We start from the raw sequence: 25,188 nt of genomic DNA on the forward strand, positions 1-25,188 counted from the left end.
TGTTTACGCCGGAGAAGGCATGCGCACCGACGGATACCTGCACGCTCAGCAGGTAGGTTCCGGGTGGAATATTTTCAACACCCTAACGCAGGTCGGGGATTCTGACAGTGAGGGGAAGCCGGATCTGGTGACCCGCCATTCGGACGGTTCCTTGTGGTTCTACGCCGGAAACGGTGCGGGCGGCTACCAAACAGGCCGCGTCATCGGCACCGGCTGGAACATCTACGACAGGATCGTCGGGGGGGGCGACTCCAACCGCGACGGACGCAGGGACCTCCTCGCCCGGCGCACCGACGGCACCCTGTGGTTCTATGCCGGCGACGGAAGAGGCAACTACGAATCCGCACGCCAGGTCGGCAGCGGATGGCAGATCTTCGACCACATCGTCAGCGCCGGAGACTCCAACAGCGACGGCGTCCCGGACCTGGTGACACGCCACCCCGACGGCGGCCTGTGGTCCTACGCCGGCGATGGAACCGGCGGCTACAAGACGGGACAAAAAATAGGTACAGGCTGGCAAATCTACGACCAGTTCGTCAGCACCGGTGACTTCGACTCCGACGGCAAACCCGACCTCCTGGCACGGCACCCCCACGGCAGCCTCTGGTTCTACGCCGGAGAGGGCAACGGAACCTACCGAACCGCACGCCAGATCGGCACCGGCTGGACCATCTATGACCAGATCGTCGGCGCGGGAGACAACAACAGCGACGGAAAGGCCGACCTCGTAGGCCGAAAGGCCGACGGAAGCCTCTGGTTCTACGCCGGAGACGGCATGCGCACCGACGGATACCTCGGCGCCAGAGCCGCGGGAAGTCTCTAGGTCAGCGCATCGCGGGCACGGTCAACTGGAGACGGGAACCGTACCGGCTCTTCACGATGAGCGCATTCGGGGGGCAACGCCGGAGTCGTGCATGGCATGCGTGGCGGGGCTGCGGAAGCCGAGAGGAGTCCCGCGGAAGTGTTCGAGTCCAGGGTCGTCTGCCGGTGCCGCGTGGTCGGAGTAAGCCTGCAGGGCGGCGACTGCATCGTGCCACTGCTTCAGTCGTTACGGCTGGGGAACTTGGCGCATCTGAAACGCGTTCACCGGGACACGAACAGGGCAGGCGTGTACAGAATCAGGCAGTTACTTCTTCGCTGTCACTTTTCTCGGCCGGAGTGCCACGGAAGATCCAATGCTTGTATAGCAGGAAGTTCCAAGCCGTAATCATGATCGTGGAAACAACTTTCCCGATTTGGTAGCCCGCACCCAGCCAATCAATAAGATTAACGATTACGTCAACGGCAAAAGTATTGAAAACCACCAGCAGGCAATATTTGAGGAAGCTGACGCTTGTGCCGTTTTTCGCCCTGAAGGTAAAAATGCGCTGGAGGGCAAAGTTGAATGCCAGGCTGGTAAGGAACGCGATTGGCGTCGCCAGCCAAAGCTCAACTCCAAAAACCTCATGGAGGAGCATCAGAAGACCGAGATCTATGGCAAAAGAAATGCCGCCGACGATTATGAATCTGGCAATCTCATTGTTCAGTACGATCTTCGAATGCCTTCTAAGCACTTATCCTCTTAGCTTCCAATGGGTATTTGGCTTTATGTGCCGGCCTCTAAATGCTGGCCCAATAAGGCGTGACCACTCAATTTTGCGGCTCAAGGAGAACAAGAGCGGACTCTAACACGTTGCTGTGGCGGCTGCATGGCAGTCAAACACACACGCACCGTCCCGCCAGGCCAGCCACCGTCATGGCATGCCGAACCTCCAGTATACGCTAGCATACAGAGGCTCCTGTCTCGGGGGTCCACGAAATGGATCAGCCAGCGGGCCGCCCACACCACGCACGCCCTGCGACAATTCACTTAGGACTAAAGATTGACAACGATATCGGCACCTTCTTCATATCTCACCCGATATTGGAGGAAGGCTATTGCGTGGGCGTGGCTCCACGATAATTCTCTTAAGTTGGCAGTTATCGTCGCCTATTTGATTGTCGTGGTTTGCGGAGCCACCACTTCCTCTATCGGGATGCCCACCCTGCGCCAGGATCCAGGCAATCCTTTAGGCCTGCAGCTCGGCGAAGCGTCATCAATTCGGGCGGACGAATATAACGCCTTCTCACCAATCGTGCTGTCGATCATGGCCACCGGCGGTGCGCCTACCACCAGTATCCTGTCCGCAGCCGCCAATCTGGTACACCGTTATCCGTCGGGGGGATTCTTTGAAACATTCGTGTTCTTCGACTCCACCCTGCTGCGGACAGCGTCCTTCCTCCCGGACACCATGGTGTTCGCCGCGCACTGGTGGCTCCCGGCCCTCCTCCTTTTCCTGTTTCTGCCGAAGTGGTTCGCCCAGGTAGGGGCAGAACGCCGGTGGGGGTGGCTGGCGGCGTTCCTTATCGCCCTGTCACCTGCAGCATCCTGGTGGACCATGATGCCCATCCAGCTCATCGCATACACCATCGTCGGATGCAGTCTGCTCCTATCCGCCCACCGCCGCTTCATGCTCCAACAGCGCCTAGTCCCTGTTGCGCTGTGCGTGGCGTCGGGGCTTCTGCTTGCAGGCCTTCCGAGCTTCTACATCCCCTGGTCCATCGTTCTTGGCCTCCCGATGCTGGCAGCCAGCGCAGCCTGGATTCTGGCCTACAGGGGGCAATGGCGGCCAAAGATCCTGGCCCTGGGAGGGGCCGGATCAGTGGCGCTGATTTTCGCAGCAGGAACATTGTGGGAAAACCGGAGTGGCATTTCGGCACTGCTGGAAACTGTGTACCCAGGATCCCGCCGGTCAACGGGTGCAGCACAGGCACTGGCCATGCTGTTCGGTGCGCCTGCCCTTGGCCCGCTTCGCGACATGACTCCGGTGGGCAGCAACGAAAGCGAACTGTCTACAGCCTTCACGATCACTTTCGTCTGGGCAGCTTTGCTGCTGGTAGCCATCAAGAAGTTTGGACCGCTGCGTGACAATGTCGTCATCTTGGTCGTTTCGGCATTCGGGCTTGTGTGGCTGGCCTGGTGCACCATTAATTTCGGTGACCGGGGCGCGGCCATTCCCCTTCTGAATTACGTCCAGCCTGCACGGGCTGCACAGGTCTGCGGAATCCTGGGGGCCGTCCTCGTGTGCCTTCTGTTGTCCCGGCTGCCGGCCAAACCCAATTGGCGGCTTTCAGCCGTCGCAGGAATGTCCTGCGGTCTCGTCACCGCCTACGCGGCCTCCGCGCTTCAGCAGTCATACCTTCCAATCATCAATGAACCGTTCATTGCTGTTGTCGCCGTTGCAGTCACCGTAAGCATTTTCTGCGTGACGAATTTTCCCGGCAAGATCTGGCCTCTGGTCCTGATTTCGCTGCTGGCGGCACTCCCGGTCATCGGCACCAACCCCCTCCTCTTCGGCCTGGGCGACCTCAGGGCGTCTGAAACCGCTTCCTACTTGCGCGCTGAAGCTACATCGGCAGCTGCAACCGACGGCGTATGGGCGTCAGACCTCCCCGCATTTGACACCGTCATGCTGGCCAACGGCGTTCCTTCGTTGAGCGGCTTGCAGCGTTCGGGACCGAACAGGGAAGAATGGATGAAGCTCGACCCGGAAGCCACCCACGTCAACGAGTGGAATCGGGGCGGCGGCTTCATCTACTTCCAGTGGGCGACAGGACTGCCGATGTTCTTCGGCAATAACGGATCGGACTCAGCCATCGTCCGCGCGGATCCCTGCGATCTCAAAGAGCGCATACCCAACCTGCAGGGAATAGCCTCAACACATCCCCTCAACGCCGAATGCCTGCAGCCCGAGCGCACGCTCACTTGGTCCGGACAAGAGATGTTCGTCTACAAAGTGTCATAACCGCAAAGTTCCGTCCGCCATCACCGCTAAGGGGCGACACGCACCCGCCTACCGCAGAAGGGCACACTCGACCCTCAGCCCTCCGGCCAACCACTGATTCGGGGCGACGTCAACTGCCGCAGCAGCAAGGGCCGGATCGCTGCGGCACGCCTCGCGTGCGGCGCTTACGCCCGTCCGCCATTCAGGGCCTTCGTTCCGGGCCGTGTTCTGGGGAAAGAAGTAGATGCACTGAAGCACCAGGAACACAGAGAAGGCCGCGGCGGCGAGATGCCGGGTTTTACTTCGGTCACACAGCGCCGCCAACGGCAGCAGGGCCAGGACGAACATGGACGGCACCGTTGAGTAACGGGAAAGGAAGAACTTCTCCCACCTTTCGTCGTCGAAGGCCGCATAGTCGAAGTATTCCTGGAAGTTCACGACCTGGGTAGCGCTCCACACTGCGATGGACGACAGCAGGAAAACAGCAGCAAGCTGCCGTTGCTCCGTAGTTCCCTTCCAGGCAACAAGGACCGCGGCAAGCGCGAAAGGCACGGCGGCAAGAATCGCCGGCCAGGCCGCAAAGTTTTGTATGTTGGCAATAATCTGCGTTGAATTCCCGTACACAACTGCAGAGGAGCTGTTCAGAAACCAACCCACAACCATCGAAGGAAAGCTCAGCGGGTGACCCTCCGGGTGGGACCGCGGGTTCGACATGGTCGCGACGGCCTGGAAAACAAGGCCAATTACGAGCCCGCTCCGAGCCGGCCACATGGCCTTGTCCCTGAACCTGAGGGCAAAAAGAGGAATGAAGAGTGCGGTGACTATTTCCGTCAAGGCTCCAAGCAGCGCCGCTGAAAAGAGCACCACTCCCGACAGCCGTGACGTGGCCGGCTTTAGGAGAAGCCAAGGCATGAGCCAAAGAAAATAGGAATGAATGTTGGCAAAATTTGCAAGCGTCTCAAGTGGTGCCGGAGCCACCAGTACCGTGATCGAGGCCCATCCCAGCCTGGCGTAGACGTTGGAGGTCACGGCCTTCGAGCAGTAGAACACCAGCAGTGCAACCATGGCGACCACAACGCAGCTGAGAAAATTCATGGCGAGCGCGTAATCGTCAACAGCGAAAAAGCGGACCACCGTCTTGGCTGCCAGTCGCGGCACAACGTGCAGGTAACCGTCGTACGGGGCGAAGATATCCAAGAGGCCCTTGCGCGCCATAGCGTCCCGAAGAAAAATGCCTCCGTCCTCCGCCCACACGACGTCGCGGGCAGAAGGCGGCATCCGCATGAAGGCGAGGACTGCGACGGCCAGAACCCCGAGGACACCTGCCGCAGTCCGCCCGGGCAAGGCCTTGATCGAGAGCTTTGAAAACAAGCCGCTCAACTGGAACTTCAAAGTTCTCCTAAAAATTGTGGGGAATGCGTCCGGCGCCGGCATGCGGCTGCCGCCTGGCACGATTCCGGCTGGGTGCGTCAGCAACGCTAGTCTAGTGAGGACGGATCGACGATATTGGTCTGCGCCCAAGAACCAGATGAAGGAAATGCTCTGTGAATTCTCGCCGGTCGGGACGGTGCCCCTTACTAGCAATCCTTTGCTGCCTTATCCTGCTGGCCGGATGCTCCTCCCCGTCACGACCTGACACCGTTCGCGGTGCACTGATCATCGTCGGCAGCGGGGCCCAGCACACAGCGATCAACACTTGGGGCAACGAGTGGTCTGCTCAATACAATGGTGCTTCAGTGAACTTCTCGCCGGATGGGCAGGACGTTGGCATCCAGGCCCTCCTCAAGGGGAATACCTATGTGGCAACAAGTGACACGCCGTTAACGGAACATCAGGCAGCAGAGTCGAAGAAGGCATGCGGCGCACAGGGCGCCTTCTCGATTCCGACCTCAATCACTCCGATCGGAGTCGCGTACAACCTGGGGGCGACGCGGGGCCTGAAACTGGACGCACCTGCTCTCGCGGGAATATTCTCCGGCAGCATCCGGAAGTGGAACGACACACGGATCCAGTCCCTAAACCCCGCTGCGGAATTACCGGACGACGAAATTATCCCGGTGACTCCGGAGGAACCTACCCCGCTGGCTTTCGCCGCGAGCAGTTACCTCTCGAAAGACGGCGAGGGGTCCTGGACCAGCCCGCCGTCCCGTGAATGGCCCCTTGATATACCGGGTGCCAAAGTGGAAACGGAAGGCGACATCGGCCAGGAAGTCGACGATAACTTCGGGACCATTGCCTTTATGAAGATGGGCGACATAGGCACCCGCTTCAACACCATGTCGCTAAAATTCAGCGGCGAATACGCGTCGCTCAGCGCAGATCCAATAAGTCAGGCAATTGCCCAAAGTGTGGTTGTCGCGGATCCGCACGGGGTGACTGTCACCATGGGCTCCGGTAACGGCTACCAGCTCGCCACTGTCAACTATCAGGTCTTTTGTTCAGACTATAAGAACGACACACTCGCCACGTTGGTGAGGTCGTGGGCCGAATTCGTCGTCAGCGAACCCGGGCAGACAAAGGCACGGATCTATGCCGGAATCCATTCTCCGAACGAAGCAGCACTCGAAGCATCACGGGAACTCGCTGCCACCATTGGATCGGTTTCCTAGCGGATGAGTCTCAGGAACGCGGAGCCGTCCACCCACGGATCAAACAAACGGAGCAGCATGTTGGATTTTTCACCTGCGGTAGGGACTCCGCGGCTGGGCAAAGGCCTTCCGAAGGTGCTGCGTCCGGCCTTTCAGGGTAATTACCTCGGGTACTTCCTTCTGTTTGCTGCCTTGGGTGCTATCTGGGCGCTCGCCACTCCCCTCATGGCCTACCCCGACGAGCCGTCGCACACGATCCGGGCGGCCGCTGTGGTACGGGGTCAGGTCGGGGTCGAGCCCGGGCAGTCCTTCGGAAACGGCGTACATGTCCAGGTTCCGTCGCAGATCGCCAATTTGGAGGCACAGAAATGCTTTGCGTTCTACCGGGACCGCACAGCCGACTGCGCTCCTGAGATCCCCGCCGAAGACACGTTTGACGCGATCGGCGTCACGTCGGCTGGTACTTATAACCCCCTGTACTACTGGATAGTGGGGTTGCCGAGCCTGTTCATGACTGGTGCCGCCAACATCTACGCCATGCGGATTGTCAGTGTCATCGCGTCGGCGTTGTTCTACGCCGCAGCGTTCATGTCACTCAGGCGGCTCCGCAAGCCGAAATGGCCGACCGTCGCAGCGGCCCTTGGAGTCACACCAATGGTTCTCTTTCTTTCGTCCGGCATAAATCCGAACTCAATAGAAATCGCCGCAACGCTGGCCGCGTTTTGCGGCCTCCTGGCCGCCCTGGACAATTCGGCCCGGCTGGGACGCATGCTTCCGGCTATTGCCACCGTCGGTGTTGCCACAGCCGTCCTGGCCAATACCCGGTCCGTGTCCTTGGTCTGGCTTCTCATCGCCGTCGTAACCGCCTGCCTGTTCTACAGGTGGAGCGACGTCAAACGGCTGATCCGGAACCGCTACGTCCTGGTGGCGATGGGTGTCGGTGCCGGCGGTGTGGCGCTCGGCCTGGTATGGACTTTGGTTGGCATGAACGCGCCGCCGTCCAGCGGCACTGCACCCGAGGGCATAGCCAATCCGGATCCAGGCGTGGCGCCGTACCGGGCCTTTCTCACCATGCTGGACCGAACCTTCGACTTCATCCCACAGTATGTAGGCGTCGTTGGCTGGCTGGACACCCCGGTCCCGCAGGCCGCCATTGCGTTCTGGAGCATGCTCTTCATCGGCATTCTCCTGCTGGCGGCATTGTCCCGGCCGCGAAAGGTGCTCTGGGGTGTCGTGTTTGCGCTCGGGTCACTCGCAATGGTCCCCGCCGCTCTCCAGGCGTCGCTGGTAGCCACGGTGGGCTTCTTCTGGCAGGGGCGGTACAACCTGCCACTGCTGCTGATCGTGTTGGTTTCAGCCGGCCTTGCTCTGCGGACCCACTCATTTCCTGTAGGCAGCAAGGGCCGGGCAATTACGCGGGTGCTGGTCATTTCAGGTGTGGCCGCCCACGTGCTTTCTTTCCTGTACGTCCTGCGCCGCTACGTCGTCGGAATCATCGACATCAGCACGTGGCAGACGATGCTTACGCATCCGAGCTGGCAGCCTCCACTGGGCTGGCTGGGCATCACAGTTCTGTACACCCTCGTGCTGGCTGTGGCGGCTCAGGGGCTGTATGGATACCTCTATCCGGGGCACCGGCTGGTGAAAGTGCCTGTCCGGAAGCGTCAAGCCGCGGTAAGGGACATGGCTCCCAGGCCCTAGCGCTGCCAGACACTCGCGCTACAGCACGAAAATGCCGGGTGCAGTCCCCGATCAGAGGGACCACACCCGGCGGCAGTTCAGGAACGCCTCGCCGAGCCCTTAGGACAAGTACTCGCGGAGCCTCTTTTCGGCAGGTTGCGGATGGAAACCGGAAGCCTTCAGCCTGCTGAGGTCCAGGAGACTGTTGAGCGGCCGTGGGGCAGCGCTTTTCCCGTTGAAATACTCGGCAGTGCTTACGCCCGTCACAGCGTCCCGTTCCGCACCGGTCAGTTCGTAGACGTCGGCAGCAATGTCTGCCCAGGTCTGAGGTTCGCCATCGTTGCTGAGATTGTACGTCCCGTAAGGGGCCGCGCTGTCAAGGAGATGGTTGATGCCCGCGGCAATGTCCTGTGTAAAGGTCAACCGCCCTGTTTGGTCGTTCACGACAGACGGTTTGATGCCACGGGCAGCCAGGGACGCCATGGTCCGCACGAAATTGTTGCCCTCACCGATGACCCAACTGGTCCGCACGATGTAGTGCTTGGGTACAACGCTGACGACGGCGTCTCCCGCAGCTTTGCTTTGGCCGTAAACCCCCAGGGGAGACAAAGGCTCGCTTTCGTCGTGGATGTCCTGTTCACCATCAAAGACATAGTCCGACGAAATGTGGACCAGGGTCAGATCATGTTCGACGGCGACCCGTGCCAGTTGCGCCACCGCGGTCACGTTTATGGCCCAGGCCGCTGCCCTCCCCTCCGCCGTCTCCGCCTGGTCCACAGCGGTGTATGCGGCAGCATTGATAACGGTTGAGTAGTTCTTCCAATTCTTCTGAGAGTATGCGTCGACATTGGTGAGATCGAAGTCCCCGCGGGCGGCGAACTCAACCGATGTGTCGCCGTCGTACTGCTCGCGCAGTGCCTTGCCCAACTGGCCGTCCGCGCCCAAAACGAGAATTTTTTTCGCTGGCATCGGCACCACGTCCCCAAGCCGGGGATGGGCCCTGTCCTTATCCGACAGCTCCGCCTGCTCCAGCGGAATCGGCCACGCAACCGCCGCTGTTTCGTCGGCGAGGTTCAGGAACGTGTACTGGCCCTGCGCGTCGGCTGACCAATGGTCGTTGACAAGGTACGTGTAGGCCGTATTGTCCTCCAGCGTCTGGAAGGCGTTGCCCACCCCCCTCGGAATGAAAATGGCCTGGCTTGGATCGAGTTCGGCAGTGAAGACGGCGCCAAAGGACGCGCCTTCGCGGAGGTCCACCCAGGCGCCGAAGATCTTGCCCGTGGCTACGGAGATGAACTTGTCCCAGGGTTCTGCGTGGATTCCACGGGTCGTTCCGGCTTTTTCATTGAACGAGATGTTGTTCTGCACGGGGCGGAAATCAGGCAGCCCCAAAGCCACCATCTTTTCCCGTTGCCAGTTTTCCTTGAACCATCCGCGGTTGTCACCGTGGACAGGCAGGTCGTACAGGACGACGCCGGGGATCGGCGTTGCGTGCGCGGTCAGCTTCTTCGAGAACTCGATGGTCATCGTTTTTACTGGCCCTGTTCTTTGTATTTGGCCTCGGTCTGGGCCTTCTGCGGCCGCCACCAGTCCTCGTTGTCCCGGTACCAGGCGATGGTGTCCTCGATGCCGGCGTCGAAGTTGGAGAACTGCGGCTGCCAGCCGAGTTCGTCGCGGAGCTTCGTGGAGTCGATGGCGTACCGCAGGTCGTGGCCGGGCCGGTCCACGACGTGGTCGTAGGCGTCCGGGGCCTGGCCCATGTGCTTGAGGATGAGCTCCACGACGTCCTTGTTGTTCTTCTCCCCGTCGGCGCCGATCAGGTAAGTCTCGCCGATCCTGCCCTTGGCAATGATGGCCAGCACCGCCGAGGAATGGTCGTTCGCGTGGATCCAGTCCCGGACGTTCTCGCCCTTGCCGTACAGCTTGGGGCGGATCCCGTCGATCACGTTGGTGATCTGGCGCGGGATGAACTTCTCCACGTGCTGGTACGGGCCGTAGTTGTTCGAGCAGTTGCTGATGGTCGCCTGCAGCCCGAAGGAACGCACCCAGGCACGGACCAGCAGGTCCGAGCCGGCCTTCGTGGACGAGTACGGGCTGGACGGGTTGTACGGGGTCTGCTCCGTGAAGCGCTCCGGGTCATCGAGCTCCAAATCGCCGTACACCTCGTCGGTGGAGATGTGGTGGAAGCGCTTGTTGTGCTTCCGGGCCGCCTCAATCAGCGTGTACGTGCCGATGATGTTCGTATCCAGGAACGGCCGGGGGTCATGCAGCGAGTTGTCGTTGTGCGACTCGGCCGCGTAGTGGACCACCACATTGGTGTCAGCCACGAGCCCGTCCACCACGGAAGCGTCGGCAATATCACCCTGGACAAGCGTGAAACGGTCCTCCGGCAGCCCCTCCAGGGATGCGACGTTGCCAGCGTAGGTCAGCTTGTCCAGCACCGTGACGTGGTTGTCCGTATTCTCCAGCACGTAGTGGACAAAATTCGAACCAATAAAGCCGGCACCGCCGGTAACCAGGAATTTTTGCATGTTCCCAGCCTACCGAATGCGGGCATCAAGCCTTGGCGAGATTGCGCTTTCGGACAGCGGCCACAGCCATAAGGCGAAGTAACATGACACGCGCGGTGAAGATTTTCGGCAGGGAACGGAATCCGGCCGGAGTTTGGTTTTCAGCGTGGATCCGCCGGTAAATGGTCGACTCATCAAGATGTGCGATGGATCCTGCCACGTTGCCGCAAATGGCCAGCCAGAGGTCGTGCGATTCGCGCACATAGGCAGGTACCGGAACGAAGTAGCCCAGGGCTTCCCGCCGAAAAGCCATGCCGCAGCCGTAGTAGGCGCGGTAACCCACGAGGATGGCAGCCAGGTTGGCCAGGTGCCGTCCGGAGTCGGAGGACCGGAGCCGTGGAATCCACGGACGCGGCGCCGACCCGTGCATATCGAAGTTGCTTGCTACCACGAGGTGGGTCGAGAGTGCCTTGAGCATCAGCTCCACTCGGCCAGGAATCCAGACGTCATCCTGGTCGGACAGGAAAATGAACTCCCCCCTGCTTAGTCCGACGGCGTGTTCGAACGTACGGACGTAGCCCTTGTTGCTGGTAGCTTTGACCAACCTGACGCGCGCATCGCCGATGCCTTCCACAACCGACGCCGTTCCGTCCGGGGAGGAATCGTCAACGACTACCACTTCGTCGTCCGGGCCGAGCTGCGCGAGGATGGACTCAAGTTGCTCCTGGACAAATGGCTCACCTTTATAAGTGGCCATGCATACACTGACGCGGATCTTCCGCCCTCCCGGCGGCGTCGAATCGTTCATGATGACCACTCTAGGTGACGCGGGTCGGGGTCAAACGATCACGTATCATCGAACAGTCAAGCCCTCCAGCCCTAGGACCGAACTGCGAATGAAATCAGTAGTGCTCCGGCTGGCCGGCTTCACCCTGCTTCCCCTTTTGGCCTTGGTGTTGCCGTTCCTCCTCCTCCCGGTGGTGTCGCGGGTGGTTGGTCCTCCCGGCTGGTCAAGCATTACCGCGGGCCAGGCGGTCGGGGTTTTTGCAGCGACCATGATCCTCTGGAGCTGGAACATTTCGGGCCCTGTGGATATTGCGCGGAGTGCGGGCGAACATGACCGGGCAGCCATCTACTCCAGGAGCATGCGTACCCGCCTCGTCATCGCGGCGGCGGTCTTCCCACTGATGACGCTCCTTGTATCAGTCATCGCCCATGAGGGCTTCCGACTCGACGCGGTAACGATGGCGTGGGCGACCGCCCTGACAGGCTTTTCTCCGGCCTGGTACGGGATCGGGGCCGGCAAACCCCGCATCCTGGCAATCTATGACACAGTCCCCCGGTTCCTGGCGGCGGTCGTGAGCGCCCCGCTGATCATCGTCACAGGTGACGTCTGGCTGTATGGAGCCGTTTCAATCGTCACCACCGGCGCGGCCCTGGCAGCCTTCCACCGGCGGTTCGGAGAGGCAGCCTCATGGATTCCCCGAAACCCCGTGAAAGTCATCCGCGAGATACTGCCAAGCACCGGCGTGGCGGCCATCAGCTTTTCCGGCAGTGCCTATGCGTCATCTCCTGTCCCGATCGCGACCGCCACGGTACCATCCGCGACGGCCACGGCAGGGTTCTCCTCCGCTGACAACATTTACAGGCTTGGACTCTTCAGCATCGTCGCCGTCGGAAACACCTTCCAAGGCTGGACGCTCGAGCCCGGCGCAGCCGATCCTCGCCGCCGACACCTCACGGCCGTATACGCTCACCTTCTGCTCGGTGTACTTGGGGCAGCATTCCTCACTATCTTCGGTCCATGGGTATCCGGCCTGATCTTTGGTGAGGCTTTGAGGGCGGACACGATTACGTCGTTCTTCTATGGTGTTTCCTTTTTCTTCCTGTCTGCATCGACCCCGTTCATCCGCAACATCCTCATTCCCGCAGGACGCCAACGCACTGTCCTGATCTGGACAGGGCTGTCGGCCGTGTGCGGAATCGTGATGATGGTGTCGGCCGGCCTGGCGGGCAATGTCCCGGGAGTCGCCCTTGGCATGGCCGTCAGCGAGGCCATCCTCATGGCCGGCCTGCTGATGCCCGCAATGGCGCTCCTGCCCGCTCGGGCACAGCCCGCAAACGGCGAAGGGTAGGATCTTCACCGTGACTGAACGAGAAAACCGGCGCGTTGCAGCCGTCATAGCTGCATTTAATCCCGACGATGACCTCCTCGGTAATGCAACGGCCATCAGCCAGCAGGTGGACGAGCTCGTCGTCGTGGACGATGCAAGTACCTCCTCCACCGCTCCGGAAATCTTCGAGAAACTGCGGGAGCAGGGGATCCCGGTGTTCCACCAGCCCGGCAACTCAGGCATCGCCGCCGCCCTTAACCGCGGCATAGTGGAGCTGTCCGTGGCACCGGACTTCGTCCTCACCTTCGATCAGGATTCCCTGCCCGTCAAAGATTACGTTTCACGCGCGCTTACCACTTACGACCAGGCATCAAAGTCGGGCCTGAAGGTGGGTTTTGTCTGCCCCGAATCCTTCAGTGGCCATCTGGTGCCAACCCAGGGGCTTAGTAATGGCTTTCCGGAAGCATTTGATCCGATGCAGTCCGGATTCGTTATTCCGTCCTCCACACTCGCGGCGATCGGCAACTTCGATGCCGGATTCTTCATCGACTGCGTAGACTCGGAGTTCACGGCCCGGGCGAGGGCGGCCGGTTACCACGTGTTGGTCGGCAAAGGCTGCGAAGTAGGGCACCACCTGGGCGCACGCATCCCGGCGAAGGTATGGGGAAGGCCGGTTCGTTTGCGGGGCTTCGAAGTGTCGTTCAACTATTATTCGCCATTCAGGATGTACTACATCATGCGGAACGGCACCACGCTGGTGCGGAGGTACTGGCGCACGAGCCCCGCGTGGATACTCCGCCGCTCGGTGGAGGAGTCCAAGGCGCAGCTTCTGCGATTCTCGTTCAGCCCGGACCGGAAATACCTGGCCATCGCCGCGTGGGAGGGTTTCCTGGACTCCTGCAGGGGGAAGCAAGGCCGCATCAGCCAAGAGCTAGTCAACCGGGTTTCGGCCCGTTGATATATTGGAGACCTATGAATAACGATAAGTCCACCCGGGTCCTCATCATCATGCCCGCGTGGAACGAAGCCGAGTCTGTGGGAAATACAGTCCGCGAGGTTCTGGCCGTAGAACGACCCTATGACGTCCTCGTGGTTAACGACGGCTCCAAAGACGACACCGCCGTGCTGGCTGCCAACGCCGGAGCGACCGTTCTCAATCTGCCCTTTAATCTTGGCGTGGGCGGCGCCATGCGCGCCGGGTTCAAATACGCGCAGCGCCGTGGCTACCGCCGGGTCATCCAAGTTGATGCGGACGGACAGCATGACCCCCGCAACATCGAAGAGGTTCTGGCAGGTTTGGAGCATGCCGACATTTCAATTGGTGCACGCTTCGCCGACCGCGGTGATTATGCAGTGAAAGGTCCCCGCAAGTGGGCCATGCAGTTCCTCGCCCGCGTGATCTCCGGACTTGCCAAAACACGTTTGACGGACGTGACGTCGGGCTTCAGGGCCGCCAATGAGCGCGCTATCAATCAGTACCTTGACCATTACCCGGCAGAGTATCTGGGTGACACCATCGATTCCCTCGTTGTAGCCGTCCGGTCCGGCTGCACAGTAACGCAGATTCCGGTCGCGATGCGGCCTCGCCAGGGTGGAACCCCCAGCCACAACCCGCTCAAGGCTGCGATCTATCTCGGCCGCTCCGTATTCGCCCTCCTTTTTGCGCTGACACGAAAGAGATCCACCATTCAAGCCAGCAGTGTGAGCAGTCAGGAGCCGGCGGCATGCTAAATGTGGCTGCGTTTATTCTTTCCCTAGCTATAGTCGGCGTGGTCTTCGAGATGCTGCGGCGGAAGAAACTCCGCGAAAAGTACGCTGCCCTCTGGCTGATTGTGGGCGTCGGGACCTTAGTGCTGGCCGCTTTTCCCCGGCTCCTGACGATCGTCACAGAGCTGGCCGGTGTGCAGCTTCCGTCCAACCTGCTTTTCATCATCAGCATCCTTCTTCTGCTTGGGGTCTGCCTGCACCTGTCGTGGGAGATTTCTGTCGTCGAGGACGAAACCAGAGCACTGGCCGAAGAGGTCGCAATCCTGCGGGCCCTTATCGAAGAGCGGCCCGCAGCAGCAGCGCACAACGGCGATCACGCAAATTCGCCCAGCTCCCAGTAAGGAAGCTCAGCGAATGGCATTGGACATTTTCATTCCATACTGGGGTGACGTTGACTACATGAAAAAGGCGGTAGACAGCGTCCTCGCTCAGGACAGCGGAGACTGGCTGCTGACCGTTGTTGATGATGCCTACCCGGGCGATGAAGTGCGGCGCTACGTCGAAGCATTCGACGACCGGCGCATCACCTATATCCGCAAGGAAGTCAACCAGGGCATCACGGAGAATTTCCGGACGTGCGTTTCGCTGGCAACACAGGAAACCCTTGTCATCATGGGGTGCGATGATCTACTCCTGCCCAACTTCGTCGACGTAGTCCTGCGGGCTGCCGCCGAGCATCCAGAAGCCTGGATCATCCAACCCGGCGTCCAGGTCATAGACGAGACTGACCAACCAGCGAAACCACTGACCGACTTCGTAAAGCAGCACGTCGTTAAGCCCCAAGGTTGCGGTCCCCGAATGGTCGCCGGCGAGCCTCTGGCAGTCAGCCTCCTCCATGGTGACTGGCTCTATTGGCCCTCCCTGGCGTTCCGGCGCGAGAGGATCCGCGACTTTGACTTCCGGGATGGTTTCCCTGTCATCCAGGATCTGGCCCTGGTGATGGACATGGTTCTGGCCGGGGCAGTGCTGCTCATCGAACCTGAGGTCAGTTTTGCTTACCGACGGCACACCAGCAGTGCATCATCTGCCAAGCTCCTTGATGGATCACGCTTCGACGGCGAACGGGACTACTTCGAACTCGCATCGCGGCTTTGTGACCGGAAAGGCTGGCGCAAAGCAAGTCGAGCCGCCCGGCTCCGGCTGACATCCCGGGCGCACGCCTTGCTGTTCATACCGTTGGCGGTCCGTCACCGGCGCGTCGACACACTAAAGACTTTGGTGAGCCATGCCATCGGAAAATAAAGCGCAAAGACCTCTGGAGCCGGGCACGCCAGGACGCCGTTCCGCCGTCGCCTGCGTGGTGACGGCGTTCCGCCCGTCACCCCAGCTTGTAGGCAACGTTAAAGCGCTATTGGCGCAGGCCCGGACAGTCATCGTGGTCGACGACGGCAGCGGGCCCGGTTTTGAAAGTATCTTTTCGGATGTAGCCGCAACCGGTGCCGACCTCGTCACCTTGACTGATAACTCCGGGATCGGCGCAGCCCTGAACGCAGGGGTTCACCGGGCGCGGAAAATCAGTGGAATCACGCATGTGCTTACGGTGGATCAGGATTCTGTGCTTCCGGCGGGTTACGTGGCGTCGCTTCTCGAGGCGGAAGCCGCTGCGCTGGCGAAAGGTATAGTTCCGGGGCTTGTCGGCCCTGCCAGGATCCACGGCAACCCCGTCATGTCCGGCGGGACCCGACACGGCATTGTGTTGGGCAAGGAGCCGATCCAGTCCGGGCTATTGGTCAGCATGGCGGCCCTGGATCGCCTCGGCGATTTCCGGGCAGAGTTGTTCATTGACCTAGTAGACACGGAGTTCTATCTCCGCGCGCTGGATGCCGGCCTTCCGACAATTCTTGCCGACGCTGAGTTCGACCATTCGCTGGGGACCTTCGTCGAGGCCCGGATTTTCGGCCGACCGATCCCGCTGCCAGGCGGTGCCCTGAAGGTCCGGATCGCGGCCACCTGGCGCTATTACTACATTTTCAGGAACAGAATATTGGTCTCGCGCCGTTACGCTCGGCGACATCCCGTGTGGGTTGCGGCCGGCTACTGGGCAGATTTGCGGCATCTTGCTGTCGTTACGGCGCTGGCCCCAGGACGGCTCGCCAGGCTGACGGCGGTCCTGGCCGGGCTCAACGATGGTCTCCGCGGACGTACGGGCAAAAAACCCGAAGCATGACGCTCCGACAGCCGCTGTGCCGGTTTTGCTGAGTGAAGACCGTAGGGAAGGATATAGTCCATGCGCGGAATAATCCTTGCCGGCGGAACCGGCTCACGTCTTCACCCCATCACGCACGGCATCAGCAAACAGCTCGTCCCTGTGTACGACAAGCCGATGATTTACTACCCGCTGTCAACGCTTATCCTTGCGGGCATCCGGGACATCCTGGTTATCACCACTCCCCACGACGCAGAGCAGTTTCAGCGCCTGCTCGGTGACGGGTCCCAGTTCGGCATCAGCCTGACCTATGTCCAGCAGCCGTCTCCGGACGGACTCGCTCAGGCATTTATTCTCGGTGAAGAGCACATCGGTGGTGAAACGGTTGCCCTTGTCCTGGGAGACAACATCTTCTACGGCCAGGGCATGGGAACACAGCTTCGCAAGCACGCCGACATCGAAGGCGGCGCCGTGTTCGGTTACTGGGTCAAAGACCCCAAGGCCTATGGCGTTGTGGAATTCGACGGCGATGGGAAGGCCATCTCGCTGGAAGAGAAGCCGGCCAAGCCGAAATCCCATTATGCCGTGCCTGGTCTTTACTTCTACGACAACGACGTCGTGGAAATTTCCAAGAACCTCAAGCCTTCGCCCAGGGGCGAACTCGAAATCACCGACGTGAACCGCACCTACCTGGAGTCGGGGAAGCTGCGCGTCGAGATCCTCCCCCGCGGCACAGCGTGGCTGGACACCGGAACCTTCAACGACCTCAACGACGCTTCCAACTTCATCCGGACTGTGGAAAACCGGCAAGGGCTGAAGATCGGTGCCCCCGAGGAGATAGCGTGGCGGCAGGGCTTCCTGACCGACAATGAGCTCCGCGAAAGGGCTGAGCCGTTGGTCAAGAGCGGCTACGGAGCGTACCTCCTCGGCTTGCTCGAGCCGTAGCAAGCCAGATGTGGTTGCCCGTCCTTCCGCAAATCCTCCTCGCTGCACTCCTGCTGCTGGTTCCTGGCCTCGTCGTCGCCCTTGCACTGCGTTTCAGGTCCTTTGACGCCATAGCCCTCGCACCCGCGCTGTCCGTCGGCATCCTGGTCATCACTGCAACCGGCGCCCCGTTCCTAGGAGTGCCATTCGGCGTCCTGCCTGTCGGCGTCGCGACGGCTTTGTTTGCCGCCGCAGGATTCTTCCTTGGCCGGCTCCAGCCGGAGCAGGAGCCGACGCGTACAAGCTCCTCGGCCACAGCTCGGTCGGCACCCTTCGCGGCGGTGACAATCGCCGCCGTGCTGCTGGCGTGGAGGACCGCGCAGGTCATCGGGGCTCCGGGATCCATCTCGCAGACCTACGACGCCGTATTCCATCTCAACTCCGTCCGGTTCGCGCTGGACACGGGCCAGGCGTCATCCTTGACCATCGGCGCCATGACCGGAGGAGGTTTTTATCCGGCAGGGTGGAACGCGGTAGCGACTTTTGTAGCCTCAACCACGGGTGCGGACGTGCCCGTCGCCGTGAACGTCACCAGCATCGTCCTGGCATCGGTCTTTTGGCCCCTGAGCTGCCTCCTGATGACAACCTGGATCGCGGGACGCCGGTCGGCCGCAACAATTGCCGCCGGCATCGCCTGCGCCTCGTTGGGCGCCTTCCCGCTGTTGATGATGGACTTCGGTGTGCTTTATCCGAACCTGCTCGCGATCAGCATCCTCCCGGCAAGCATCGCCCTTGCCGCCCGGATCACAGGAGCCGCAACGACGCAGGGATGGGGCATGCCGGCAGTCCTGGCTCTGCTCCTGAGCCTCGCAGGCCTCGTTGTGTCCCATCCGACGACCTTTATGGCCTGGCTTGTGTGGACGCTTCCGATGGTCGGCTTCTGCGTTTATAAGTCGGCCCCGCGGCTCTGGAATGACCGGAGCGCCAACAGGCGGCAGTTCAACCTCTACGCGGCCGGGGTTGTTGGATACTGCCTTGTTTTCCTGGCCCTGTGGCTCTTCCTGAGGCCACCCGAGGAGGCCTCATTCTGGGGTCCCTATCACACGGTCCCCCAGGCTCTGGGTGAGGCCCTCTTTCTCGCACCCATGGGACTCGCCCCTGCGTGGCTTGTGGCACCTTTGGCACTCCTCGGTCTCTGGTCCTGCTTCAGGAGGAACCAAAGCTTCGCCTGGGCCGGAACTGCCTTCCTCATTTTCTCTGCGATCTTCGTGGTTGTTTCAGGGTTTCCGATCTCGCCGATCAGAAACTTCCTCGCTGGTGTCTGGTACAACGACAGTTACCGCGTCGCCGCCCTGCTTCCCGTGGCTGCCGTGCTCCTGGTGGCCATCGGCGTGAACTGGGCGGACGCCAAACTACGGACAGGCCTGTCGCCGCGCCCGGTCAGGAGAGTCTTCCAGCGGCTTCCTGACCCCGCGGGCAGACTGCGTTTGCTCCGGATCGCCGGCATTGGCGTCCTCTCCGTGGCTGCCGTTGCGTTGGGACAACAGGGTGGCGTGCAGCACGAGGTTGCCCTGGCGTCGACGCGCTACGCCATCAACGACGATTCACCGCTTGTGTCGAAGGACGAACTGGAACTCATGGAGCGGCTACCGGAGACAGTGCCGGCCGATGCTGTCCTGCTGGGAAATCCCTACACCGGAGCAGCACTTTCCTACGCGATCGGTGACCGGAAGGCCGCGCAGATGCACATCCTCAGTTACGTGTCCCCTGAACTGCAGGAGATCTACAACGACCTCGGCGCCGTAGACACTGACCCTGACGTTTGCAGCGCGGTCAGGAGTGCAAACGCCTTCTACGTCCTCGACTTCGGCTCCAAGGAAGTCCATGGCGGAAGCCACACTCCGGCCGGGCTCAGGCACCTGGACCGGAATCCGGGTGTGCAGCTGGTGGACAGCCAGGGCGAGGCCACGCTTTACCGCATCACCGCCTGTGGCAGCTGACCGGGGTTGACACCCCGGTCAGCTGGTGGGGAGACCCCGGCCTCAGGCGGCCGTGCGGCTCCGAAGTTCGGCCACAACCTCATGCACTTCCCCGTCCATGATGACTTCGCCGTGTTCGAGGAGAATGCCCCGCTCACAGACCGTGGACACCAGATCCAGGTCGTGGCTGACCACAAAGAGGGTTTTACCCTTGTCCGACAGTTCCTTGATCTTGGCGATGCACTTGCGCTGGAACGGCTCATCCCCCACCGCGAGGATCTCATCGATGAGGAAAACCTCAGGGTCTGTGTGCACGGCAATGGAGAATGCCAGCCGCAGGTACATCCCGGACGAGTAGAACTTGACCTCGGTATCGATGAACTCCCCGATCTCCGAGAATTCAACGATTGAATCGAACATGTCGTCGATCTGTTTCTCGGTCATGCCGAGGATCGCGCCATTGAGGTAGACGTTGTCGCGTCCGCTCAGGTCGTGGTGGAATCCCGCGCCTACCTCGATCAGGCCCGCAACGCGCCCGCGTGTGTGGACCGTCCCGCCGTCGGGCTGCAGAACGCCTGAAATCAGTTTCAAGAGCGTCGATTTTCCGGAGCCGTTGAGGCCCAGCAGGGCAACAGTCTCACCCTGCTGCACCTCGAGGGACACGTCTGTCAGTGCCATGAACTTCTTGGACAGATCGCCCTTGCGTCCCTTGACCAGCCAGACCACAGCCTCCTTCATGGACCGGGTGTGGCGCAGGACGAACTGCTTGCGCAGCTTCTTGCAGCTGATGGCCACGTGGCCTCTCGCAGTCACGTTAAAGCTCCTGTGCAAAGTGGACGGCCGAGCGCCGGAAGGCCAGTTGGCCCACAAACAGCACAGCGATGGATATAAGGAAGGCGACCGGAAGCCAGACCGTCATGAGATCCGGTGGCATCGAGGCGAGCTCCAGTTGGTCCTCGTTCAGCGTGGGGAACCAGAATGCCCAGTGGAAGATTTCCACGGCGACGGTCATGGGATTGAGCTGATACAGCCAGTACCAGGGCCCCATCACGTCCTTCACCATTGTCCACACGTAGAGCACCGGCGAAGCCCAGGTCACCACCATGAGGATCATGTCGACGATGTTTTCCGAATCACGGAAGTAGACGTTTGCGGCACTGAACAGGAGGCCAAGTCCGGTTGCCAGGACTGAAACCAGTACAAAAGCCAGGACTGCGGCGGCCAACTGAAGGGCTGTGGGCGTCCACCCCGCTATGAGGCAGGCACCGATGAGCACCACCAGTTGGGGCAGGAAATGTGCCGCCGATACCCACACTGTTGCCACGGGAAACAGCTCACGGGGCAAGTAGATTTTTCGGATGAGGTCGCGGTTGTCCACGATGGACCTTGTGGCGTTGCCCAGCGACTCCGTAAAGAAGTTCACCAGCACTATGCCCGCGAACAGGTAGATGGCGTAGTTGGGGGTCCCCCGCTGGAGGTTCAGGAAGATCCCCAACGCGACAAAGTAAATGAGGAACTGCATCAATGGCTTGACGTAAGACCACAGGAGGCCAAGAACGGACCCCCGGTAACGGACCTTGATCTCTTTCCGCACCAACAGCTTGAGAAGGAATCTGTGGTCATAGACGTCAAGCAGGCCGCGCCCCTGGCCCGGGCGGATCAGTTCTTCCGTGGTGCCTGCCATCTACTTCGAATCCTCCGAAGCATCAAAGGTTTTCTTCCACGACTCCATCGAGCTGACCTCGGCCACAGCGTTGCGGTACTGCTCGGCCAGGCGGTCCCACTCACGGAAAAGCCGGACGTGCAGGCGGGTTGCCTCCGTCAGCATAGACTTCAGCTTCTTGGGGTCGCGCTGGTACCAGGATGCGCCCGTACCTTCGGCGTTGGAAACCACCACGCTGTCGTAGTGGGCTACCCGGAACCAGCGGTTGTCCCGGTGGGCAAGATACCCCTGGGGGCGCTCGGCGCTCTCTGGACCCGGTGCCTTGATCAGCTGCCGGGCTACAGTCTTGATGCCCCAGGGAATGAGTTCCTTCTTGTTGGGCATTCCGACGACGGTGCCCCCCATCGGACCTCGGCCCAGTTTCGGTGCGGGGAAGTCATCGACGTCGTCCTTCAGCTGGGCGTCCGGGTAGGAAGCCTTCAGTGCATTGATTTCAGGCAACTTGGTGCCGAGCACCCGATGGAGGTCCTCTGGCCCCTTGAAAAGGTCCTTCAAAGCCTCGATGCGGCCGTGTTCGGTGAAATACTGCATGGATACCAAGTGCTTGACGTCGGACTGCACGGACTCCCGCAGCACACGACCGCCCTTGGGATATGGGCTGTGGATCAAGGTGGTGATCAATCGGTTGCGTTCGTGGAAGTACGCCTGCCATCCGACGAGGTCGTCCTTATCGATCCATGAAACATGCCAGACGGCAGCGCCGGGGAGGGACACAGTGGCGAATCCGGCTTCCCGCGCACGAAGGCCGTATTCGGCGTCATCCCATTTAATGAACAGTGGCAGGGAAAGACCGATCTCCCTGATGACTTCGGTGGGAATCAGGCACATCCACCAGCCGTTGTAGTCCACGTCCACGCGCCGATGCAGCCACGCGGTCTGGCGGAGGTTCGCGATGCTGAAGTCATGCCGTACTTCCATGTCCGCGTGCGGCAGGGCCGGCACGATCCGGAACGGGTCAACGACCTCGCCGAAGGTGTGGAGCACGCTGCGGTTGTAAAGGTCGAACATGTGGCCGCCCACGATGGTCGGCTTTTTGCAGTGGTCAGCGAAGGTCAGCAGCCGTACGATGCTTTCCGGTTCGACCACAATGTCGTCGTCTAGGAGCAGCACGTAGTCGCTGCCGTTCTCCACCGACTCGTACATCCCGCGCGCGAACCCGCCGGACCCGCCCAGGTTCGCCTGGTTGATGACCCTGAGCTTTCCGCCCAGCGATTCCTTGACGGCGGCAAAGCCGTCCTCTGCCTCGACCTTTTGTGTCCCCTGGTCAACGATCAGGATCTCTTTGACGTTCTCGAGGACCCCAGGATTGTCTGCCAGGATGCGGGCGTTATTCAGGCAGAAATCGGGCTTGTTCATTGTGGTGATCTCAAGGGTGACCTGGCCCTTGGAGTCACGGCTGCTCTCGGCCTGCCACTCTGCGTTCTCCAACAGAAGCTCGCCCGAACTTGCCGCCAGGTCAAACCAGTACCAGCCGCCGTCGCCAAACGGCTTCAGCGTGAGATCAAAGACAGACGTGGCAGCGCCGTCGACGTGTTTGCCATCAACTCGCTGTACCGACCCGCGCGCGTTCGACTTATAGACGGTGACAGTTCCGGTGCCGCTCGTTTTGACCTCCAAGCGAACGTCCCGGACCGTGGTCCAGCGCTTCCAATAACTTGCCGGAAACGCGTTGAAGTACGTGCCAAATGACATCTGCTCACCCGAGCGCACGCGCATGGACTGCCTCGTCAGCAGGTCCTCGAAATGCGCCTCACGGCTGCCAGAGCTGAACATCTGCAGCTTCTGCTCCGGCAGCTTGGGCGTCCGCGCCAGCTCGTCATTCTCCCGAAGCCGTATACCGCTGGCCGTGCCGGCGTCAACGTAAAGTGACACAGTGTCCATTTGGTCTGCGGATGGAAGGATCACCCTCTGCACAGTTGACCATGTCTTTGACGCTGTCGTCCCGCTCATGCGTCCACTCCTCCACTTTCAAGCTTTGCGCCGCCGTTGAAGTGCGGCCGGATCTTGTTGTCAAACATTGTCAGGGCCGAGCCGATGGCCATGTGCATGTCAAGGTACTTGTACGTGCCCAGCCGCCCGCCGAAAAGCACGTTCTGCTCAGCGGCGGCGAGGTCGCGGTATTTGAGAAGCCTCTCCCTGTCCGCGGCCGTGTTGATCGGGTAGTACGGCTCATCACCCTTTTCGGCCGCACGGGAAAACTCTCGCATGATGACGGTTTTGTCTGTCCGGTAATCACGCTCCGGGTGGAAATGGCGGGGTTCGATGATCCTGGTAAACGCCACGTCGGCGTCGTTGTAGTTCATCACGGACGTACCCTGGAAGTCCCCGACGTCCAGCACTTCTTCCTCGAAGTCGATGGTTCGCCAGGACAAGTCGCCTTCTGCGTAGTCGAAGTACCGGTCCACCGGGCCGGTGTAGATCACCGGAATTTCGCCGACGACCTTGCCTTTGCTGTACTCGTGCGTTTCATCGAAGAAGTCGGTGTTGAGCCGCACCTCGATGTTCGGATGCTCCGCCATCTTCTCAATCCAGGCGGTGTAACCATTCGTGGGCAGGCCCTCGTACGTGTCGTTGAAGTATCGGTTGTCGTAGTTGTACCGCACCGGGAGCCGGGAGATGATGCCAGCGGGCAGGTCCTTCGGATCCGTCTGCCACTGCTTGCCGGTGTAATGCTTGATGAAGGCCTCATAGAGCGGCCGGCCAATGAGCTGGATGCCCTTGTCGTTCAGGTTCTGGGGGTCAGTCCCTGCGAGCTCTCCGGCCTGCTCCTGGATCAGTGTTTGTGCCTGGCCCGGTGTCAGATTCGCACGGAAGAACTGGTTAATGGTCGCCAGGTTGATGGGCAGCGAATAAACCTCGCCCCTGTGCACGCCATAGACCTTGTGGACGTAGTTCGTGAAACTCGTGAACCGGTTGACGTACTCCCACACCCTCTCATTGGACGTGTGGAAAAGGTGGGCACCGTAGCGGTGTACCTCGATCCCTGTCTGCTCTTCTTTTTCGCTGTAGGCGTTCCCACCGATGTGGTGTCGGCGGTCGATGACAACCACCTTCAAGCCGAGCTCAGTCGCGGCCTGTTCTGCGATTGTCAGGCCAAAAAAGCCCGACCCTACAATGACGAGGTCAGCAGTCACAAAATCTCCAGTTTCGAATACGGGCAGCGCGATGTTGTGCAAAGTCTGCTGTTCTAGCCTACCCGAGACGCTGGAGCGGCTGGCCAATCCCTATGGGCGGCCGGCTCCGAACCATTCAGTCCGCCGCCTCGCTCAGGGCTCCGTTCTGCTCCGAGTAGCGGGAGCCTGTCCGCGGACACACCCATACCCCGTCGTCCTCCACCAGGGGGAGCCCGGCCTTCCCCACCCAGCCGATGCGCCGGGCCGGCACACCGGCCATCAGGGCATAGTCCGGGACGTCACGTGTTACAACCGCACCAGCCGCGATGGTTGCCCACGTGCCGATGGTCAGCGGTGCTATGCAGACGGTACGGGCACCGATCGCGGCACCTTCCTTAATGGTGACCCCGACTTTGTCCCAGTCATCCTCCGTCTTGAGCGAGCCGTCTGCGTTTATTGCCCGGGGGAAGACATCATTGGTCAACACGACCGCTGGCCCGATAAAGACCCCGTCGCCCAGGACCGCGGGCTCGTAGACCAGGGCGTAGTTCTGGACTTTGCAGTTGTTGCCCACCTGCACGCCGGGACCGATGTAGGCGCCGCGGCCGACGATGCAGTTCTCCCCCAGCGTGGCCTTTTCGCGGACCTGGGCCAGATGCCAGATTTTTGACCCCTCACCGATGGCTGCGCTGGCTGAAACGTCGGCGGTCGTTTCCACTGAAATCACGGGGATCGCTCCTTCTGCTGGCGCGGCTCGGACGATCTGAGCGGCAGGTGTCACTGATCCTAATCCAGGCTGAGTCCGTCCGACAGTAGCCGTTTCCCCAATACCCGCGGTGGT

Annotated in this window: 22 protein-coding genes; 12 read left to right on the top strand and 10 right to left on the bottom strand. The window is 60.8% G+C overall.

Annotation, left to right across the window (positions count from 1 at the left end):
• A partial coding sequence (locus tag AU175_RS17610) for an FG-GAP repeat domain-containing protein (protein ID WP_231938644.1) occupies positions 1 to 823 on the top strand: 823 nt, incomplete at its 5' end.
• A 295-nt stretch (positions 824 to 1,118) separates the two neighbouring features.
• On the opposite strand, the gene AU175_RS17615 is transcribed toward AU175_RS17610, so the two are convergent.
• Positions 1,119 to 1,553 carry a GtrA family protein gene (locus tag AU175_RS17615; protein WP_231938645.1) on the bottom strand — a complete coding sequence of 145 codons (435 nt, stop codon included), beginning with the start codon at positions 1,551 to 1,553 and terminating at the stop codon, positions 1,119 to 1,121.
• A gap of 399 nt (positions 1,554 to 1,952) precedes the next feature.
• Between AU175_RS17615 and AU175_RS17620 the strand changes: the two genes are divergently transcribed.
• On the top strand, positions 1,953 to 3,824 hold the full coding sequence (locus AU175_RS17620) for a DUF7657 domain-containing protein (RefSeq protein ID WP_156642463.1): 1,872 nt from the start codon (positions 1,953 to 1,955) through the stop codon (positions 3,822 to 3,824).
• Positions 3,825 to 3,872: 48 nt separating this feature from the next.
• Here the strand turns inward: AU175_RS17620 and AU175_RS17625 are convergent, their stop codons facing one another.
• Complete coding sequence (locus AU175_RS17625) at positions 3,873 to 5,195, bottom strand: hypothetical protein (protein WP_066292685.1); 1,323 nt, start codon at positions 5,193 to 5,195, stop codon at positions 3,873 to 3,875.
• A 152-nt stretch (positions 5,196 to 5,347) separates the two neighbouring features.
• Here AU175_RS17625 and AU175_RS17630 point away from each other — a divergent pair, with 152 nt between their 5' ends.
• The gene (locus AU175_RS17630; protein WP_082979273.1) at positions 5,348 to 6,412 is read left to right on the top strand and encodes a substrate-binding domain-containing protein; all 1,065 of its coding nucleotides are present in this window, start codon (positions 5,348 to 5,350) and stop codon (positions 6,410 to 6,412) included.
• Between the two features lie 57 nt (positions 6,413 to 6,469).
• Positions 6,470 to 8,092, top strand: coding sequence for a DUF2142 domain-containing protein (locus tag AU175_RS17635; RefSeq protein ID WP_197497174.1), 1,623 nt, complete (start codon positions 6,470 to 6,472; stop codon positions 8,090 to 8,092).
• A gap of 99 nt (positions 8,093 to 8,191) precedes the next feature.
• Here the strand turns inward: AU175_RS17635 and AU175_RS17640 are convergent, their stop codons facing one another.
• Genes AU175_RS17640 through AU175_RS17650 form a run of 3 tightly spaced genes read right to left on the bottom strand, consistent with a single transcriptional unit; the run spans position 8,192 to position 11,389 of the window.
• Positions 8,192 to 9,598, bottom strand: coding sequence for a sugar nucleotide-binding protein (locus AU175_RS17640; RefSeq protein ID WP_066292690.1), 1,407 nt, complete (start codon positions 9,596 to 9,598; stop codon positions 8,192 to 8,194).
• 5 nt (positions 9,599 to 9,603) lie between these two features.
• Positions 9,604 to 10,602: a dTDP-glucose 4,6-dehydratase gene (gene rfbB, locus AU175_RS17645; protein WP_066292692.1), complete on the bottom strand. Its 999-nt coding sequence runs from the start codon at positions 10,600 to 10,602 to the stop codon at positions 9,604 to 9,606.
• A gap of 25 nt (positions 10,603 to 10,627) precedes the next feature.
• Positions 10,628 to 11,389 (bottom strand): glycosyltransferase, encoded by a 762-nt coding sequence (locus AU175_RS17650; RefSeq protein ID WP_066294415.1) that lies wholly within the window; start codon positions 11,387 to 11,389, stop codon positions 10,628 to 10,630.
• Positions 11,390 to 11,477: 88 nt separating this feature from the next.
• Here AU175_RS17650 and AU175_RS17655 point away from each other — a divergent pair, with 88 nt between their 5' ends.
• The 8 genes from AU175_RS17655 to AU175_RS17690 are packed head-to-tail and all read left to right on the top strand — an operon-like array spanning position 11,478 to position 19,532.
• Positions 11,478 to 12,716: a polysaccharide biosynthesis protein gene (locus AU175_RS17655; RefSeq protein WP_066292695.1), complete on the top strand. Its 1,239-nt coding sequence runs from the start codon at positions 11,478 to 11,480 to the stop codon at positions 12,714 to 12,716.
• Between the two features lie 10 nt (positions 12,717 to 12,726).
• The gene (locus AU175_RS17660; protein ID WP_066292697.1) at positions 12,727 to 13,653 is read left to right on the top strand and encodes a glycosyltransferase; all 927 of its coding nucleotides are present in this window, start codon (positions 12,727 to 12,729) and stop codon (positions 13,651 to 13,653) included.
• A 14-nt stretch (positions 13,654 to 13,667) separates the two neighbouring features.
• Positions 13,668 to 14,426: a glycosyltransferase family 2 protein gene (locus AU175_RS17665; protein WP_066292698.1), complete on the top strand. Its 759-nt coding sequence runs from the start codon at positions 13,668 to 13,670 to the stop codon at positions 14,424 to 14,426.
• A complete protein-coding gene (locus tag AU175_RS17670; RefSeq protein ID WP_066292700.1) occupies positions 14,420 to 14,803 on the top strand; it encodes a DUF2304 domain-containing protein in 384 nt (127 codons plus the stop codon). The genes AU175_RS17665 and AU175_RS17670 overlap by 7 nt, the downstream gene beginning before the upstream one ends.
• A gap of 13 nt (positions 14,804 to 14,816) precedes the next feature.
• Entirely contained in the window at positions 14,817 to 15,704 is an 888-nt protein-coding gene (locus AU175_RS17675; protein WP_066292702.1) for a glycosyltransferase family 2 protein, read from the top strand.
• Positions 15,688 to 16,629 carry a glycosyltransferase gene (locus AU175_RS17680; protein WP_066292704.1) on the top strand — a complete coding sequence of 314 codons (942 nt, stop codon included), beginning with the start codon at positions 15,688 to 15,690 and terminating at the stop codon, positions 16,627 to 16,629. The genes AU175_RS17675 and AU175_RS17680 overlap by 17 nt, the downstream gene beginning before the upstream one ends.
• Positions 16,630 to 16,689: 60 nt before the next feature.
• Complete coding sequence (rfbA, locus tag AU175_RS17685; RefSeq protein ID WP_066292707.1) at positions 16,690 to 17,553, top strand: glucose-1-phosphate thymidylyltransferase RfbA; 864 nt, start codon at positions 16,690 to 16,692, stop codon at positions 17,551 to 17,553.
• Between the two features lie 8 nt (positions 17,554 to 17,561).
• A complete protein-coding gene (locus tag AU175_RS17690; protein ID WP_066292710.1) occupies positions 17,562 to 19,532 on the top strand; it encodes a DUF6541 family protein in 1,971 nt (656 codons plus the stop codon).
• A 42-nt stretch (positions 19,533 to 19,574) separates the two neighbouring features.
• On the opposite strand, the gene AU175_RS17695 is transcribed toward AU175_RS17690, so the two are convergent.
• From AU175_RS17695 to AU175_RS17715, 5 genes are all read right to left on the bottom strand, one after another.
• Complete coding sequence (locus AU175_RS17695) at positions 19,575 to 20,324, bottom strand: ABC transporter ATP-binding protein (protein ID WP_231938646.1); 750 nt, start codon at positions 20,322 to 20,324, stop codon at positions 19,575 to 19,577.
• Position 20,325: 1 nt separating this feature from the next.
• Positions 20,326 to 21,195, bottom strand: a complete 870-nt coding sequence (locus AU175_RS21865) for an ABC transporter permease (RefSeq protein WP_066292713.1) — start codon at positions 21,193 to 21,195, stop codon at positions 20,326 to 20,328.
• Positions 21,196 to 23,115, bottom strand: coding sequence for a glycosyltransferase (locus tag AU175_RS17705; protein WP_331711959.1), 1,920 nt, complete (start codon positions 23,113 to 23,115; stop codon positions 21,196 to 21,198).
• Between the two features lie 65 nt (positions 23,116 to 23,180).
• Positions 23,181 to 24,368, bottom strand: a complete 1,188-nt coding sequence (glf, locus tag AU175_RS17710) for a UDP-galactopyranose mutase (RefSeq protein WP_066294424.1) — start codon at positions 24,366 to 24,368, stop codon at positions 23,181 to 23,183.
• A gap of 115 nt (positions 24,369 to 24,483) precedes the next feature.
• Positions 24,484 to 25,074 (bottom strand): acyltransferase, encoded by a 591-nt coding sequence (locus AU175_RS17715; protein ID WP_066292720.1) that lies wholly within the window; start codon positions 25,072 to 25,074, stop codon positions 24,484 to 24,486.
• Positions 25,075 to 25,188 lie beyond the last annotated feature (114 nt).

The sequence above is a fragment of the Arthrobacter sp. B6 genome (genome assembly GCF_001663775.1).
GTDB lineage: Bacteria > Actinomycetota > Actinomycetes > Actinomycetales > Micrococcaceae > Arthrobacter.